This is a genomic window from Alteromonas ponticola, assembly GCF_012911815.1.
Lineage (GTDB): Bacteria > Pseudomonadota > Gammaproteobacteria > Enterobacterales > Alteromonadaceae > Alteromonas > Alteromonas ponticola.
Window position 1 is genome coordinate 235,825 of record NZ_JAATNW010000006.1, and the last position, 16,184, is coordinate 252,008.

The 16,184-nt window shown below is 45.8% G+C and carries 13 protein-coding genes; 11 read left to right on the plus strand and 2 right to left on the minus strand.

Annotated elements, in window-relative coordinates:
* Positions 1–143 precede the first annotated feature (143 nt).
* From HCJ96_RS12375 to speA, 8 genes are all read left to right on the plus strand, one after another.
* Positions 144–632 (plus strand): FxsA family protein, encoded by a 489-nt coding sequence (locus tag HCJ96_RS12375; protein ID WP_169211528.1) that lies wholly within the window; start codon positions 144–146, stop codon positions 630–632.
* Positions 633–821: 189 nt separating this feature from the next.
* Positions 822–1,112, plus strand: coding sequence for a co-chaperone GroES (locus HCJ96_RS12380; protein ID WP_169211376.1), 291 nt, complete (start codon positions 822–824; stop codon positions 1,110–1,112).
* Positions 1,113–1,145: 33 nt separating this feature from the next.
* On the plus strand, positions 1,146–2,783 hold the full coding sequence (gene groL / locus HCJ96_RS12385) for a chaperonin GroEL (protein ID WP_169211377.1): 1,638 nt from the start codon (positions 1,146–1,148) through the stop codon (positions 2,781–2,783).
* A gap of 1,085 nt (positions 2,784–3,868) precedes the next feature.
* The gene (ltrA, locus tag HCJ96_RS12390; RefSeq protein ID WP_169211378.1) at positions 3,869–5,521 is read left to right on the plus strand and encodes a group II intron reverse transcriptase/maturase; all 1,653 of its coding nucleotides are present in this window, start codon (positions 3,869–3,871) and stop codon (positions 5,519–5,521) included.
* A gap of 23 nt (positions 5,522–5,544) precedes the next feature.
* On the plus strand, positions 5,545–5,844 hold the full coding sequence (locus tag HCJ96_RS12395; protein ID WP_169211379.1) for a hypothetical protein: 300 nt from the start codon (positions 5,545–5,547) through the stop codon (positions 5,842–5,844).
* 1,072 nt (positions 5,845–6,916) lie between these two features.
* Positions 6,917–7,888, plus strand: a complete 972-nt coding sequence (locus HCJ96_RS12400) for a glycosyltransferase 61 family protein (protein WP_211162823.1) — start codon at positions 6,917–6,919, stop codon at positions 7,886–7,888.
* A 184-nt stretch (positions 7,889–8,072) separates the two neighbouring features.
* The gene (locus HCJ96_RS12405; RefSeq protein WP_169211380.1) at positions 8,073–8,513 is read left to right on the plus strand and encodes a hypothetical protein; all 441 of its coding nucleotides are present in this window, start codon (positions 8,073–8,075) and stop codon (positions 8,511–8,513) included.
* Positions 8,514–8,616: 103 nt separating this feature from the next.
* The gene (gene speA, locus HCJ96_RS12410) at positions 8,617–10,527 is read left to right on the plus strand and encodes a biosynthetic arginine decarboxylase (RefSeq protein WP_169211381.1); all 1,911 of its coding nucleotides are present in this window, start codon (positions 8,617–8,619) and stop codon (positions 10,525–10,527) included.
* Between the two features lie 49 nt (positions 10,528–10,576).
* On the opposite strand, the gene HCJ96_RS12415 is transcribed toward speA, so the two are convergent.
* Complete coding sequence (locus tag HCJ96_RS12415) at positions 10,577–11,737, minus strand: serine hydrolase domain-containing protein (RefSeq protein WP_169211382.1); 1,161 nt, start codon at positions 11,735–11,737, stop codon at positions 10,577–10,579.
* A gap of 216 nt (positions 11,738–11,953) precedes the next feature.
* Here HCJ96_RS12415 and HCJ96_RS12420 point away from each other — a divergent pair, with 216 nt between their 5' ends.
* The 3 genes from HCJ96_RS12420 to HCJ96_RS12430 are packed head-to-tail and all read left to right on the plus strand — an operon-like array spanning position 11,954 to position 14,704.
* Entirely contained in the window at positions 11,954–13,351 is a 1,398-nt protein-coding gene (locus tag HCJ96_RS12420; RefSeq protein ID WP_169211383.1) for a DNA-3-methyladenine glycosylase 2 family protein, read from the plus strand.
* Positions 13,344–13,814 carry a methylated-DNA--[protein]-cysteine S-methyltransferase gene (locus tag HCJ96_RS12425; protein WP_169211384.1) on the plus strand — a complete coding sequence of 157 codons (471 nt, stop codon included), beginning with the start codon at positions 13,344–13,346 and terminating at the stop codon, positions 13,812–13,814. The genes HCJ96_RS12420 and HCJ96_RS12425 overlap by 8 nt, the downstream gene beginning before the upstream one ends.
* Positions 13,805–14,704 carry a DMT family transporter gene (locus HCJ96_RS12430; protein ID WP_169211385.1) on the plus strand — a complete coding sequence of 300 codons (900 nt, stop codon included), beginning with the start codon at positions 13,805–13,807 and terminating at the stop codon, positions 14,702–14,704. The genes HCJ96_RS12425 and HCJ96_RS12430 overlap by 10 nt, the downstream gene beginning before the upstream one ends.
* A gap of 21 nt (positions 14,705–14,725) precedes the next feature.
* On the opposite strand, the gene HCJ96_RS12435 is transcribed toward HCJ96_RS12430, so the two are convergent.
* Complete coding sequence (locus tag HCJ96_RS12435; RefSeq protein ID WP_169211386.1) at positions 14,726–16,147, minus strand: diguanylate cyclase domain-containing protein; 1,422 nt, start codon at positions 16,145–16,147, stop codon at positions 14,726–14,728.
* Positions 16,148–16,184 lie beyond the last annotated feature (37 nt).

A 16,184-nucleotide genomic window follows, 5' to 3' on the forward strand; every position in this document is an offset into this window, starting at 1 on the left:
GATCTTCCCGTTTGCATCGACGGAAAACAAGACCGCTGACACGCGCTTTATCATTCACTTTTTATAAATTAGTTTAATAAGGTTGTCATTTAGGGAACTCCCCCCATCTTAGTTATTTAATGTCGTTTTTTCAGGATATCGCTTTGCGCAATTTGTTTTTACTGTTTGCCATCATGCCCATTATCGAAATTGCCTTATTGGTTCAGGTGGGAGACATTATCGGTGGCTGGAACACCATAGCTCTGGTATTGCTTAGTGCGTTTATCGGTGCTTATTTTGTGCGCAGAGAGGGTGTGCATACGTTAAGAACAGCCCAGCAAAAAATGCAATCCAATCAGCTTCCTGGTCAGGAAATGTTAGAAGGACTGATGTTAGTAGTGGCTGGGGTTTTACTAGTCACACCGGGCTTCATCACCGATATTTTTGGCTTGTTACTGGTGTTGCCACCCTCTCGAAAACTGTTTGCCAAAAAACTTAAAAAGCACCTTTCCATGCAGGTGGTCAGTGGCGCAGGGTTTCAATCGCATCAATTTTACCAATCATCTGCGCAACCGCGCAGGAGTGAAGAGGATGTGATTGAGGGTGAATATCAGGAAAAATCCGATAACGACAATAACAAGCGACTGGATTAAAAATTTTTACATTTTTTTTATCGTGCCCCTTGAGATCGCTTTGCGACTACCCCATTTAACCCCGCAGAAACAAATTACGCCTGTCTGGGCAAATTACCTTAGGCAGGCTCACCGAAAAAGCTTTGTGCCTGAAAGGTAATCAAAGCAAATTTAAAACCTTAAATAGTTGGATTTTCAGGAGACTTGAAAATGGCAATTCGTCCTTTACATGATCGCGTTATCATCAAGCGCGCTGAGCAAGAAACCAAATCTGCTGGTGGTATTGTGTTAACTGGTTCTGCAGCAGAAAAATCAACCCGCGGCGAAGTTATCGCTGTCGGTAATGGTCGCATCCTGGATAACGGTGATGTGAAAGCTTTGGATGTAAAAGTTGGCGACACCGTTATTTTTAATGATGGTTATGGCGTTAAAACTGAAAAGCTGGACGGCGAAGAAGTGCTGATCGTAAGCGAAAACGACATCCTGGCGATTGTCGAGTAATCATCAATTAACTGATTTTAGAGGAAACTAATCATGGCAGCTAAAGAAGTTCGTTTTGGAGATGACGCCCGTACAAAAATGCTGAAAGGCGTTAATACTCTGGCAAACGCAGTTAAAGTTACATTGGGTCCAAAAGGCCGTAACGTTGTTTTAGACAAGTCATTTGGCGCACCTACCATCACTAAAGATGGTGTTTCTGTTGCAAAAGAGATCGAACTTGAAGACAAGTTTGAAAACATGGGCGCGCAGATGGTTAAAGAAGTAGCGTCCAAGGCTAACGATGAAGCGGGTGATGGTACTACTACTGCTACCGTACTGGCGCAATCTATCGTAACTGAAGGTCTGAAGTCAGTTGCTGCGGGCATGAACCCGATGGATCTGAAGCGCGGTATCGACAAAGCAGTTATCGCAGCCGTTGAAGAGTTGAAAGCTTTATCAACAGATTGTGCCGACAGCAAAGCGATTGCGCAGGTAGGTACTATCTCTGCTAACTCTGATGCAGAAGTGGGTGAGATCATTGCACAAGCAATGGAAAAAGTAGGTAAAGAAGGCGTTATCACTGTAGAAGAAGGTCAGGCACTCCAGAACGAACTGGACGTGGTTGAAGGTATGCAGTTTGACCGCGGTTACCTGTCTCCTTACTTCATCAATAACCAGGAAAACGGCACAGTCGAGCTGGACAACCCGTTCATCCTGTTGGTTGACAAGAAAATTTCTAATATTCGTGAACTGCTACCTACCCTTGAAGGCGTAGCAAAAGCCGGTAAGCCTCTGATGATTATTGCTGAAGATGTTGAAGGCGAAGCGCTGGCGACACTAGTGGTCAACAACATGCGTGGTATCGTTAAAGTTGCAGCAGTTAAAGCACCAGGCTTTGGTGATCGCCGTAAAGCGATGCTTCAGGATATCGCTACATTAACTGGTGGTACGGTAATTTCTGAAGAAATCGGTCTTGAGCTTGAAAAAGCCCAACTGGAAGATTTAGGTACTGCGAAGCGTGTTGTTATCAACAAAGATAACACCACAGTGGTTGATGGTGCTGGCGAACAAGGTGCCATTGAAGGTCGTTGTGCGCAAATCCGTGGTCAAATTGAAGAGTCAACTTCAGACTACGACAAAGAAAAACTTCAGGAACGTCTGGCTAAATTGTCAGGTGGTGTTGCTGTTATCAAAGTGGGTGCAGCCACAGAAGTTGAAATGAAAGAGAAGAAAGACCGCGTAGAGGATGCATTACACGCGACCCGTGCAGCGGTTGAAGAAGGTGTAGTCCCTGGTGGTGGTGTAGCACTGGTTCGTGCGGCAGCAAAATTAGTTGACCTTAAAGGTGACAACGAAGACCAGACAGTGGGTATCAAACTGGCCCTTCGTGCAATGGAAGCACCACTTCGTCAAATCGCTATCAACTCTGGTGCAGAATCATCAGTGGTAGTTAACGAAGTGAAGAACGGCTCGGGTAACTTCGGTTACAACGCAGGTAATGACACTTACGGCGATATGTTGGAAATGGGTATCCTTGATCCAACTAAAGTAACGCGCTCTGCACTGCAGTTCGCAGCGTCAATTGCTTCGCTTATGATCACGACTGAAGCAATGGTTGCTGAAATTCCTAAAGATGACGCGCCAGCAATGCCTGATATGGGCGGCATGGGCGGCATGGGCGGCATGATGTAGTGCGACGAGAGTCGCGTAGGTAGCTAACCTAGCAGGCTATATTGATAGTGAGTACCAACCTTGTTTGGTTGGTACCACTAGCCCACCTGCAAATTTAGTAGTCGACTCCGGTATTCGGGGGTATAAACCGAATGCCGGAATCATCACTTTGTGATGAGGTCGCGCAGTCGTGTTTGTACGATTGGAAAACCAAGCCACCAGGACCATTCGGGTCACTGGCACTAAGAAGAAACGAACAATTTAAGAGTTTCGAGTATACCCTCGAATGTTGTAGCTACGAGAGTTAGTTGCGCAGCCTTTCAGGCACTTTGTAATTAAGTAGTTTTATACCTAAAAGCTAAGGATAAACCTTCCGAGGTTTTACCTCTAGCAATCATTAGTCTCGACGTAATTAACCTACGGGCGTAAGCCATTGTAGTTATTGTCTCATCGTTTTGCCTATGCAATGCGGTAGTGAGACCTGTTATACGGCTAACAGTAGCCTAGGGAAAGTGCGATGCTGGTAACGGTATGGTGCGAAGCTTCCTGACAATGTACCTCTGCGAAAGCAATGCTTCATCCGTGAGGATGAGCATAGTTGGCTAACAACGAGTCGACTGAGGGCTCGGCTGAGCAATATGGTTAAGGTAACTGAACTGTTGATAAATACCGTCAACCGCAAGGAGTGGAATGTTGTTTATACACTCTGACCAAAAGGTACGTGGTCGGTTAATCCTTTTACATCTGGGGTTACGCCGTCTTATGACCACCGGTAGATAGACAGAACCTACGTTGCTCGTGTAACTGCAATGGTACTCGGTAAGCCCGTTTATCCGCCTTATAACTGTTTTCAGTGATGCAGGCAGGCAATCCGTAAGGAGCGTTGTTGGATGAGCGGGTAAAGGAGGTCTGAAAAAGCGAATGCTGAGCGGTAATAGCTCAGATAGGGGTTCAAACTTTGCCCCAACCTGAAAAGGTGCAGACTTCAGACTGGTCTTTAATTGTGTGAAGGCTTGTAAAGCCGTCTTAAAAACCAACCCAAATGGGGATTAGCCATCCCTTTTGGGGCGAGCTTTTCTCCATTTTAGGTTAAGGAGGAAAGCAAGATGAGTACGACAATGTCAGTACCTGCATTCTCCCACCCTCCTTCGGGCTGGCATACCATTAACTGGTATCTGGTTCACAGGCAAGTGAGAGGGTTACAGGTGCGGATCGCGAAGGCGACTAAGCAGCAACAGTGGCGAAGGGTGAAAGCCCTACAACGCATGTTGGTGCGCTCGTTTGCTGCCAAGGCGTTGGCTGTCAAGCGGGTAACTGAGAACCGTGGCAAAGCAACGCCCGGTGTCGATGGGGAGTTATGGAGCACACCAGATAGTAAATGGAATGCCATTAGTCGATTACGGCGGCAAGGCTATAAGCCTAAGCCGTTACGCAGGGTGTACATACCCAAAGCAAACGGCAAACGCCGTCCTTTGGGTATTCCGATCATGCTTGATAGAGCTATGCAGGCGTTATATCTGCTTGGTCTTGAGCCGGTTTCGGAAACTACCGCGGATCGTAATAGCTATGGATTTAGACCCATGCGCTCAACCGCTGATGCAATAGAGCAGTGCTTTGTGAATATCAGTAGGAAGAGTTCAGCCAAATGGATACTGGAAGGGGATATTAAGGGGTGTTTCGACAACATTAGTCATGACTGGTTACTTGCCAACATTCCGTTGGATAAACAAGTACTCAGAAAATGGCTTAAGGCAGGATTCATGGAATCTGGAAGTTTACATGCGACAGAAGCGGGGACGCCTCAGGGCGGGATCATTTCTCCAGTGTTGGCCAATATGGCGCTTGATGGTTTGGAAACGGTGCTTGAATCCCATTTTGGGCAGAAAAACACCAAAGCCAGCTACAAGACCAAGGTCAATTACGTTCGGTACGCTGATGACTTTATCATTACAGGTATCTCGAAAGAGTTACTAGCAGATAAAGTTAGGCCAATAGTTGAAGCCTTTATGGCTGAGCGAGGTTTAGCGCTATCGAAAGAGAAAACACTGATCACCCATGCTTCAGAAGGCTTTGATTTTTTGGGACAGAATTTACGCAGTTACAACGGTAAGCTTTTAATTAAGCCCAGCCGGAAGAATATGCGAAATGTACTCGGAAAGTTGAAGCAAATAATTGCGGGTAACAAAACGGTCACTGCGGGTAATCTGATAATGATGCTAAATCCCGTTTTACTGGGATGGGCAAATTATCATCGCCATGTGGTGGCTAAAGAGACCTTCAATTATGTGGACTATAGGGTTTGGAAGATGCTCTGGAAATGGTGCCGAAGGCGGCATAACAACCGTCATAAACGTTGGGTTAAAGATAAATACTTTAAATCAGCGGGCAACCGTAACTGGGTATTTTCTGGAGTGAATGGAAAAGGCAATACAGCTCGACTCATTTACACCATGGATACTGCGATTAAGCGACACATTAAGATAAAAGCAGAGGCAAATCCGTATTTACCGGAATTCGAAGAATACTTTGAGCAGCGCCTAGAGCGAGCTTGGAAGAATTCATTGAATGGTAGGGACAAATTGCTAACGCTTTGGCTCAGACAGCGGAAACGCTGTGAGATGTGCAACGACCTGATTACCAAGGAAACAGGATGGAATATCCATCATATTGTTGAAAGGGTGAATGGGGGGAGCGACAAATTGAGTAACTTAGTGCTATTGCATCCCAATTGCCACAGGCAGTTGCATCACAACCATTAAATTTTATAGAAGTAGTGAGTTTCATGATGAATATTATTAATGTTGACGAAGCCCGAAGCTTGAGTGGCTTCAACACCTTAACTGGCGCACGTGTAGCAATGAGAGCATCTCGCGCTATCAAGCAAAGTGCGGAAAAGGACGATAAAACTAGCATAAGTGTAGAATTTCAGAAGTTTAAACTTCAGAAATGTTCTATTAAAGAGGCTAGAGATATCCTTAAGGACAAAGGGTTTAAGGTAGATGTCACCGAAGATAAAGGGTTTGTTAAACTTCATATCTCATGGTTCTTTTCTGCTGATAAAGATATGGTTTTGGTTTATTGATAGCCTGGTCAAATATGTAATCTTAAGTACTGGTATGCTTTACCATCTTTTGGATTGCAGTGATGTTTGCATAAAAAATAGTCAAAAGACTTGATTTTTATATGTGTGGTTCTTATAAAGAAGAGGTGGAGCATCTCACTCCGCATGGTCGCTTTGAGAAAGCGGCTTAAGGGTTGATTTTGGTCAATTCTCCTTTATTGATTTACCCAAGAGACTTGGTTTTTCAATATGGCGGTGCCTAAATAAGGTAGAACATCAAAAGATATCTGAAATGAGTCAATGAGCACGTGTAAATTGATTCAACCGCTGCGGCTACAGCGGTATATAAATACCAGGTTTATAATCTGGACGTCCAGATCTTATTAAAGGCACTAGCCATGAAATACGATCTGAAAGTCACTTTGAATTGTGATGTTGCAAAAGTTATCTGTGCTATTAGCACTTTAATTTATGCTCTTCACTTTGTTGGGGTGATTTAATTAAGTCCGAGTGGTTTTCCACTCGGCACCTCTTCTGGTCGCTGGTCGCTATAGCCTGCCGACTTATAAAGGCTTGAGCCGTATGCGGGGAAACTCGCACGTACGGTTCTTAGGGGAGGGGCAGCCAGTAATGGCTGTTCCTTACCCGACAATCGCCATCCCGCTTAATGGTTCGAAAAAGCGCTGAGTAATCAGCGTTTTTTTTTTTTCGTTGGCTTATCAGAAAAATTTTCACTGTTACTTAACGAGTACGATGTTAGTAAGCTCAATTCAGAAATCCCGTCGTTAAAACAACTCCCATTCAAGCAGCAAGGTATCAATACTGCCGAGATAAGCGAACTGACCAGTACCTTACAAGCGCAAAACCCAAATCTCTATTATTCCATCTCGACTCTGGTTCACAACGGGCCCAAGGAAGAATCTTCACCTGATTATTCGTCACATTTCCAGGTCAATGCAGCTAGAAGTTTGCTAGCCAATACCTTACTAAAAGGCAAACCGACTTCATTACTAACACTACGAAAAAAACTTTCTGGACAAAGTCCGGAACCTATTATTACGGTGGGCCAGTTTTTTCTAATTTCGGTCATTTCCTGGCAGAGTGTATTCATCGATTACGTTTATACAATGAGGGGGGCGATAGAACGAAAGTTAAGAAAGTCATCTTCCAGCCAAAAAACCGTATCCCGGATTTTAAAGAGGGGCTGCCAGTTCTCCCTCCCCATTTTTATGAGACGTTAGAATATCTTGGTATGGAGAAGTCAAAAGTTTGTTTACAGACAAAGCAGATGACCGTTAAAAATTTAATTGTCTCAGAAGAGGAAAGCTTATTCAGATCGGGGATACCGGTCAGCAAACCCTTTCTTGACTTTCTTAAGTCCTGCGAAGCAAATGCTAACATTAAAAACGATCCCGCGCTGCCGAAGCGTCTTTATGTAAGCCGTACCCCGTTCCGATTGCGGGGCGCGTTTGCAGGGGAAGCATATCTTGACAAGTTTATGGAAAACAATGGCTTTGATATTTTCCGGCCTGAAGCCTATCCTCTGATCGAACAGTTAAAACGGTACAAAAGTGCAGAGCAGATTGTATTTGCAGAAGGTGCTGCCGTCCATGTGATGGAACTAGTTGGAAGCGTCGATGCCAACGTGTACTTATTGCAGCGAAAAAAAAATTCTCAAAGAGTTTTTAAGCAAGTGCTTGAGCCCAGAACAGTCAATACGGCGTATTTTTCCGATGTGCATGAATTACCGTCTCTGTTTCAACACCAAAACCTTAAGATTGTGACGCAGGGCAGTGCGCTTTCTATCCCCGATATAGATAAAATGGCACATTTCCTACAGCAGGAACTGCGCCTCGACGGATTCGATAAGGAAATGTTTGCAGGGCAGATTGTCAGTGATGTAATTAATTATTATCGTCACTATCATAGTGCTGTTTGGGCGGACGAAACTATCAGGCCTCGTTTGTCGTTATACAAAGAGAAAGTGACGCACATAGCAGAAAAGTTGTTAGTTCAAACCGATGCTATAAAATCACTTGTCGAATTTGGTCATTCGTCGGACTAAGTTGTCGAGCTGACTAATTTTTCAAGTGTGGTTTCATCTGACTCTTTGTACATTCAACGGCGTAAAATCTAAGTCTTAGGGTTAAGTTGTCATTCTTTTTGCATAAAATGTTCAGATGCCAATTTGTATTTTTCATGCCAGTTTGGTGTAGGCAATTTTTTTAGTGAATGCGTGTGGTATACCGATGAGTAGTTTTGCGATTCGAAGTGTAAAAAATCTGATACTTATCAAATTTTCCGGCGACTGGAGCATGTCCACAGATCTAAGCTATCTATCTGAATTAGCAGGACATATCAGCAACTTTAAATCGCGAAAATATGGTGTGTTCGTTGATATGAGGCAGTGGCAACTTAAGCCATCGGTAGAGCGACAAATTTCAAAAACCGATGTACGCTTCGACCGTCGTTCGCAAAAGGGCGAGTGTTGGTTGCAAGCGACACCTGACCAGGGAAATTATCTGGTCAAATTTTTTGAAGGTTTGCGTTTTCCGTTATATCGTACTACAGAAGTAAGCGAGGCATTGGATTGGGCAAACGATCTGGTTGACAGTGAGTTGGTCGACGCGATCCAGCTGTGGATCGATACCGATATAAACCATATCGAAAAAATATTCCCGTCTAACTGACAATTTCGATAGCATCCTATTTGTCTACTACTATAATGTCGGCGACTACATAGGCGCATCGGTGCGCCCCTACTTTTTCATTTACCAAAAAAGGTGATTCACATTGTCCAATTGGAATATTGAGCAAGCTGAAAAAATGTATGGCGTTTCTCAGTGGGGCGGCGGCTATTTTCAGATAGGTGAAAATGGCAACATTAAGGTATTGCCTGACCCAGACAATTCCTCAGTAAAAATTGATTTTAAAGCGGTCATTGATGAGATCCGCGAAGAGGGAGTCCAATTCCCTGTGGTAGTGCGGTTCCATGATATCTTGCGCTCACAGGTAGCAGCGCTGAATACGTCATTTAGAGACGTAATTGCTGAAGCCGATTATCAGGGTGAATATCTCGGTGTTTATCCGGTCAAAGTTAACCAGATGCGCGAAGTAGTTGAAGAAATTGTTGATGCCGGGCAGCCATTTAACTACGGCTTGGAAGCCGGTTCAAAAGCCGAGTTACTTACGGTGTTGGCGATGAACACCAACGAAGGCTCGCTGACCGTTTTAAACGGGTATAAAGACGAAGAATTTATGCGTCTGGCGTTGTTAGGAAGAAAGCTGGGCCGCCGCATGGTTGTAGTGGTCGAGAAGTACTCTGAGCTATTGCTGCTGGTTAAAACGTCCAAGGAACTTGGCATCGAGCCAATTATTGGTGTACGAGCCAAAATGACGGTTAAAGGGCGTGGTAAATGGGAAAGTTCAGGGGGCGAGCGCGCCAAGTTCGGCTTAACCATTACCGAGATCATCAACACAGCTCGTTATCTTGAAGAGCAGGGTATGAGCCATTGCCTTAAACTGCTGCATTTTCATATCGGCAGTCAGCTGACCGACATCCGTGCGGTAAAAGAAGCCATGACGGAAGGTGCACGAATTTACGCCGATCTCTATAAGATGGGATTCGAGCTGGATTATGTCGACGTGGGTGGCGGCCTTGGTATTGACTATGATGGCTCCAAGTCGACCAACGACTCATCGCGCAATTACAATATGCAGGAATACGTCGCTGACGTGGTTTACGGCATGAAGGAAGTGTGTGATATGGAAGGGGTGCCGCATCCTAATCTGGTCAGTGAGAGTGGTAGAGCCATTACTGCACACCACAGTTGTGTGGTTACGCAAATTGTCGGTGAAATTCGTTCGGATAGCGCCAGCATGGCCACCGACGAAGTACAGGGTGAGCACATTTTCGTCAAGAATATTCGCGAACTGGCGGAATCGTTTGATGAACAGACCAATATGCAGGAAGTGTTTAATGACGCTTCACAGTGGAAAGAACAGGCGTTGGATGCGTTTAAACTGCGCGTCCTCAATTTAGAAGAGCTGGGTAAAATTGAAACGCTTTATTGGCAGATTATGGGCAAGCTGCACACTTACTATTCTACTCAAGAGTATGTGCCAGAAGAATTACAGGAACTTGACTACAGCTTGTCGTCGCAATATTTATGTAATTTCTCGGTGTTTCAGTCCGCTGCTGACACCTGGGCAATCGATCAGTTATTGCCGGTGGTGCCGCTTACCCGAATGAATGAAAAGCCCACGGTTAATTGTTCGTTGGTAGATATTACCTGTGACAGTGACGGAAAAATCGACCAGTTCACTATTGGCCGCGAAATTACCGATATTATGCCGATGCATAAACTTAAGAAAGACGAAGACTATTACATCGGCTTGTTCTTAACTGGCGCTTACCAGGACGTAATGGGCGATATGCACAATTTGTTTGGACGTTTAAACGAAGTACATATTTTCAGTTACGATGACGACCCGCAAGACTTCTATATAGAAGAAGTGGTCAAAGGCTCTTCGGTGGAGGATGTGCTTAATATTATGCAGTACAATCCACGAGCCATGGCATCTGATGTTAAGCGTATGATTGACAAGCAAATTTCCACAGGAAAAATCAATCCAAGAGAAGGCGTAAAATGGACAGATTTCTATGAAAGCTGTTTAAGTGGATACACCTACCTCAAACCCTGACAGGTTCCAGCCGGGGCAGCATAAACTTGCTGCCCACAGTTTACCTATCCTAATCAGCCCGAGCCCTGTCGGGCTGAACCTTGTGCTCAAAATAACGTTTCCAGAATTCAGCAGTAGTGGTATTGATAAGATTCGATTCGGCGTTCATCAGCATCACATAGCCTGACTTGAAATCGGGTGCAAAAGAAACATCGGCACGATACCCTTTCACCCAGCCACCATGATAGATCACCCGATGCCCATTAAAATTATATACACGCCAGCCTAAACCATAATGTGCGTCCTGCAAGTCGCCACGCCACCCTCTGCGATAAGTTTCACGCTTGGTTTTTACCCGTGGGGCAGACACTTTATCAACAATTTCAGGCGGCACTATAGTAGGAAATTCACCCAATAACGCCTGTAGGTAAATTGTCATGTCACTGATGCTGGCATTAACCCCAGCAGCAGGGGCGAACCGATAATAATTACTTTCCACCTCACCTTCTCGCCAGCGATTGCGCGCGATAGCAATATGTGGGCGTGCCCACTGCTGCGAACTCACTAAAGCGCCTTTTCCCGCACTGGCATGTTTCATACCTAACGGCAAGAACAGTTGTTCCTGTAACTGGCGATGATATGAGGTTTCCTGATTAAGCAGGTAGTTTTCGATTGCGCCGAACAAGGCGTTTTGATAGGTGTAACATTCACCGGGCGCGCAAATCGGCTCCAACGAGGCCAGACTGGATAGCACCCGGTCTAACGAATAATCAGCTTCAATCAGATTATCGTAGGCGTTCGGCATAAACCCGCTGGATTGCCCTACAATATGTTCAAGCGCAAGCGAACTCATGCCCTTGCCGGCAAAGTTCTGTTGAGGCACCAGTTCACTAATTTTGGTTTCCCAGGTTAATTCGTCCTGCTCCACCAGTTTGGCCATAAGAAGCCCGGTAAACGTTTTTGACACCGAGGCCAATCGGAAAACCGTATCCTCATCGATGGCTTTGCCTTTGGCGTGAGTTTTACCATAAACGTAAATTTTTGGTGTTTCACCCTGCTGGTAATAAACAAATGCGTAGCCTGGGATGCGATACTTCTGCGCGTCACGTCTTACCTCGCTGGCATAATTCTGTAGCCACCGATCAGCCGCATTCACAGGCGAGATGCTTACTAGAACAGAAAGTAAAAGGAATAAGCGCGATAAAAACCGCTTGAGAACAGGCAATGTCACCCCGGAAATTGAATTATAGTTTTAGTGCGTTTTAGGGTTCGCATCGAACTATTATGCTGGGCTGAGTTTCCCGGATCAACTGCTGTTTTATTCAAGTCACGCAAAAACTTTCATTCCCGGCAAATAAACGAGACAATATATAGTTCCGAAATCGTCGCATACATCCTCACTGATACGAGTAAACTTAAGCCCTTGTTAACAGCTTCTGGAATTTTCATGCTCCAACATGATGTTGAAATTTACCAAGCCGCGCGAGAAAGTCGAGATCGGCGTTTTGACGGAAAATTTTTCGTTGCGGTGAAAACCACAGGTATTTTTTGTCGGCCCATTTGCCCTGCCAGATTGCCCGCTGAACAGAACGTCGAGTATTTTACTCTTGCTGCGCAGGCCATCGAGAATGGCTATCGTCCTTGTTTGCGATGCCGCCCTGATAGCGCCCCCGGCTCGTGTGCCTGGCATGGCGTTAATACCACTGTGACGCGCGCCCAGGCACTCTTGAGCGAAATTCCCATCCAGTCCATTGAACATATTGCCAGCAGGTTGGGTGTCACGTCGCGTTATTTAAATAAACTGTTTTCAGAATATCTGGGCGTAACACCCAAACGCTTTCAGCTGTTTAATCAGTTAATGTTGGCTAAGCGCCTGTTGCAGAATAGTAGTTTATCGGTTGAGATTATTGCTGACGCCGCGGGATTTGCCTCTGCCAGACGATTGCAAAGCCTGCTGCAACAGCACTGGAAGCTGACTCCAACTGCCATCAGGAAAATGGTCAGGGATGTCAGCTTGCCCGGGCTTTCGCCTTCCGTTCAAATCAGGCTGGCTTATCGTCCACCTTACAACTGGCACTGGGTACGTGACTTTCTTGCTCAACGGGCTATCGCAGGTGTGGAGACGGTCACTGAAAACAGCTATTCAAGAGTGTTTGAAATTAATGGTGTCAGCGGTCATGCTACTGCCGTGCATAATGCGCAGCACTATGCTTTTGACGTTGAAATCAGACTGGATGAGCTGCGCTACCTTTATCAGGTTATTCGCATCATCAGTCGCGTACTGGACGTTGATGCTGACCCTAACCCGATCTCAGCGGCCCTGAAAAAAAGCGGGCTGCATTCGCATCAACTCTGTAAAGGCTTGCGTATTCCCGGGGCTTTTAGTGCCTTTGAAGCAGGATGCAGGGCGATACTGGGGCAACAGGTAAGCTTGAGCGCCGCAACCACGCAATTAAATAAGCTAGTTTCACACCTTTCAAAGACTGTGCAGTACGGCGCGGTATTCCCCGATCCGGTGAGCGTTGCCAGCAGTGACTTATCCTTTTTGCGCATGCCCGAGCAGCGTAAAAGGGCACTGAACGCGTTCGCACAGCTTTGCTGTGACAGTAAGGTAGCAACACCAACCAACGATGCCATTTTAAATATCAAAGGGATTGGCAACTGGACACTCAATTATTTTTTAGTTCGTGGCTGTGGTGAACCCGATATCTTTCTTGAGAATGATTTGGTAGCGCGTAATATGGCGACAAAGTTACAAATAAAGGCAGACATGGCCTCACCCTGGCGAAGCTATCTCACCCTTAATCTTTGGTACCTCGCCGCACAGGAGAAACAGCATGCGTAACGGCTACAATCAATTTTTTGCCAGCCCACTGGGTACCGTGGAGATACGTGCCAGCGCTGAAGGAATTAACGGGGTAAGGTTTTGCGATGCGCCGCGTGAAGCGTCTCCCAATCAACATACCTGCGAAGGAGCTAAGCAATTACAGGCTTATTTTGCCAAAGAGCTGACCGAGTTCTCTTTGCCTCTTTGTCCGCATGGCACGCCATTTCAGCAACAAGTCTGGCAAGCCCTTGGGGCGGTTGGTTACGGTGACACCGCCAGCTACGCTGACATCGCCCGTAGCATAAATAACGCAAAAGCCGTGCGTGCGGTAGGTATGGCCAACGGGCGCAACCCCATTGCTATTATTATCCCCTGCCATCGAATTATAGGCAGCAATGGCACTTTAACCGGGTATGCAGGCGGCCTTGAGCGAAAAGCGTTTCTGCTAGCGTTAGAACAACAGGAGCGCGTATGCCAGTAAAAGACGTTGTCGCACTATTATTGCTTGGTGCAATCTGGGGAGGCTCGTTTATCTTTATGCGCGTGGCTGTGCCCGAATTTGGCATTTTCGCGTTGGTCGAAGTGCGTACTCTGTTAGCCACGCTGGTGTTGCTGGTTGTACTGGTATTTAAAGGCGGTATGCAGGATATGCTGGTGCATTGGAAAGCAATTGCATTAATTGGCGCGATCAACACCGCCATTCCATTTGCATTATTCAATTACAGTAGTCTACATCTGGAAGCCGGCGTTAATGCCATCTTAAACGCAACAGCGCCCATGTTCGGTGCGCTCATTGCCTTTGTGTGGTTAAGCGACAAGTTAACCAAGCCAGCCGTACTGGGTTTGATCATCGGTTTTTTAGGCGTGGCAGTGATCAGCGCACAAAAGATTGGTGAGCAGGGTATCAGTATTTTGCCTATTATCACCGCGCTACTTGCTACCACCTGCTATGGACTGGCTGCAAGTATGATGAAAAAGTATTTACAGGGCGTCAGACCTTTGGCTGTGGCCACCGGTAGTCAGGCATCCGCGTCGTTATTGTTGTTGCCTCTAGCGCTATACACCATGCCAGAAGCGATGCCGTCAGCAGTAGCCTGGAACAACGCGATTGCGCTGGCGGTCCTGGGCACGGGGATCGCTTACATTCTGTATTTTAGTTTAATCGCCAACGTCGGCCCGGCTAAAGCGATCACAGTTGCCTACCTGGTGCCCCTGTTTGGCATCGTGTGGGGGTTAATATTTTTAAGTGAAGCGCTGTCGGTGCAGACGCTGATTGGTGGTGGGCTGATTTTAACCGGGGTGGCGTTGACTACCGGCGTAACGAAAACATTCTCCAGGAAAAAAGCGGACGTTAATTGTCGTGTCAACTAACGTTGCCTACATTTCAAACGCTTACTCGATTAGCTGCATGCGCACTAGGTTGCAGCCATCACGTTTAGCCTGGTAAAGCGCGTCTTCAGCGTTAATAGTGATCTCACTCATCGGGCGTGGAATGGCAGTAAAGGAGACACCGAAAGAAGCGGTGATTTTTGCATCAGGCTGGCTGTCAGGGCCTGATAAAGTCGCAATGCCGTAGCGCAGCTGCTGCGCAAACTCAAAGGCATCATGGGGGCCAAAGAGCGGGCGCAATATGATAAACTCTTCGCTGCTCCACCGCCCCAGAACATCGCTTTGATTAAGCTGACCAGAAAGATAACCGGCGACTTTATCCAGCACACCGTCGGCGACATTTCTACCATAGGTATCGCTAAGTTGAGAGAAATTATCCAAATCGACCAGAATAATACTCACAGCATTGTGTTGGCTCATCAGCTTTTGATAATAAGACTCCATTTCTTCCCTGGGCGGCAAACTGTGTGTCGTTCGAATAATGAGCTCAGCATTGATGTCCCGTCTAAAATAGTACAGCAGGTGATAAACCATCAAGAATAACGAAAAAATGACCACCAGCAGGGTCACCACACTAATAATAAACCCCTGAGAGATCTCAGATTGACGCTCTTGCAATGGACTCAACAGGTATACCGTCCAATTAAATTGGTTAAGCCTAACCTCCGCAATCAGGTAATCCTCATGTTCGATGGTAACTAACTTATTATTCAGATCGCGTTGCTGCTGCACCGCCTTTGGCAGGCTGGCATACCAGGTTAATTCCGACAAATTGGTAAAATTAGAACTGTCGGCCATCAGAGCGGGATCTGACGACAACATAATGTCGCCTTTCTCATCGACAAAAAGAAAGTCATAACCGAATTGTTGTTTGTAGGTTTCAAAAATGCTCACAAAACTAGCTAAACTTTTGCCAATTCCAAAAAAACCCAGAAATTCGCCGTAGTCATTGAAGATTTTTATATCGATAAAGAAATGAGGGTTTTCCCACTTGCCGATATCTGCCACCTTATCTTGCGGCAGATCCTTATATTTGAAATACCAGCTGATGTCACCTTCTGTTAATGAACGTTTACTGCCATCCGCATCATATTGGATCCGCGCTTTTTCGCTGGCCAGGAAAAAAAATAAATCAAACTCGCTTTGCAGTCTTTGAAGTACTCGGAATACCGCTTCTTCATCAACTTCTTCGGCATTTAACAGCGCTTCAACTTCTTGCGATTTGCCAAGAACTTCAGACACGTGCAGTGGCTTAAGAAGTTGTTCCACAATTAATGAAATAGCAGGAGAAAGTGATTGCTGCTGGGCCCGGCTTTGCTCTGCAACAATAGTTGAAATGCTGACGTGTACAAGCGTAACAATTGAAATAATAACGATGGCAAACAGCAACAAAAAGCTTCTGTGCAACATCCTGAAGGCTTTCACTGGCTACGTCCACTCCATGTGTAAGGTAAAACAACTG

Bases quoted from the DNA above. Each gene is read 5' to 3' on its own strand.
- HCJ96_RS12430 (WP_169211385.1), top strand. From the start codon at position 13,805: ATGCCAGTAAAAGACGTTGTCGCACTATTATTGCTTGGTGCAATCTGG.
- HCJ96_RS12425 (WP_169211384.1), top strand. From the start codon at position 13,344: ATGCGTAACGGCTACAATCAATTTTTTGCCAGCCCACTGGGTACCGTG.
- groL (WP_169211377.1), top strand. From the start codon at position 1,146: ATGGCAGCTAAAGAAGTTCGTTTTGGAGATGACGCCCGTACAAAAATG.
- HCJ96_RS12420 (WP_169211383.1), top strand. From the start codon at position 11,954: ATGCTCCAACATGATGTTGAAATTTACCAAGCCGCGCGAGAAAGTCGA.
- HCJ96_RS12380 (WP_169211376.1), top strand. From the start codon at position 822: ATGGCAATTCGTCCTTTACATGATCGCGTTATCATCAAGCGCGCTGAG.
- HCJ96_RS12395 (WP_169211379.1), top strand. From the start codon at position 5,545: ATGATGAATATTATTAATGTTGACGAAGCCCGAAGCTTGAGTGGCTTC.
- HCJ96_RS12405 (WP_169211380.1), top strand. From the start codon at position 8,073: ATGAGTAGTTTTGCGATTCGAAGTGTAAAAAATCTGATACTTATCAAA.
- ltrA (WP_169211378.1), top strand. From the start codon at position 3,869: ATGAGTACGACAATGTCAGTACCTGCATTCTCCCACCCTCCTTCGGGC.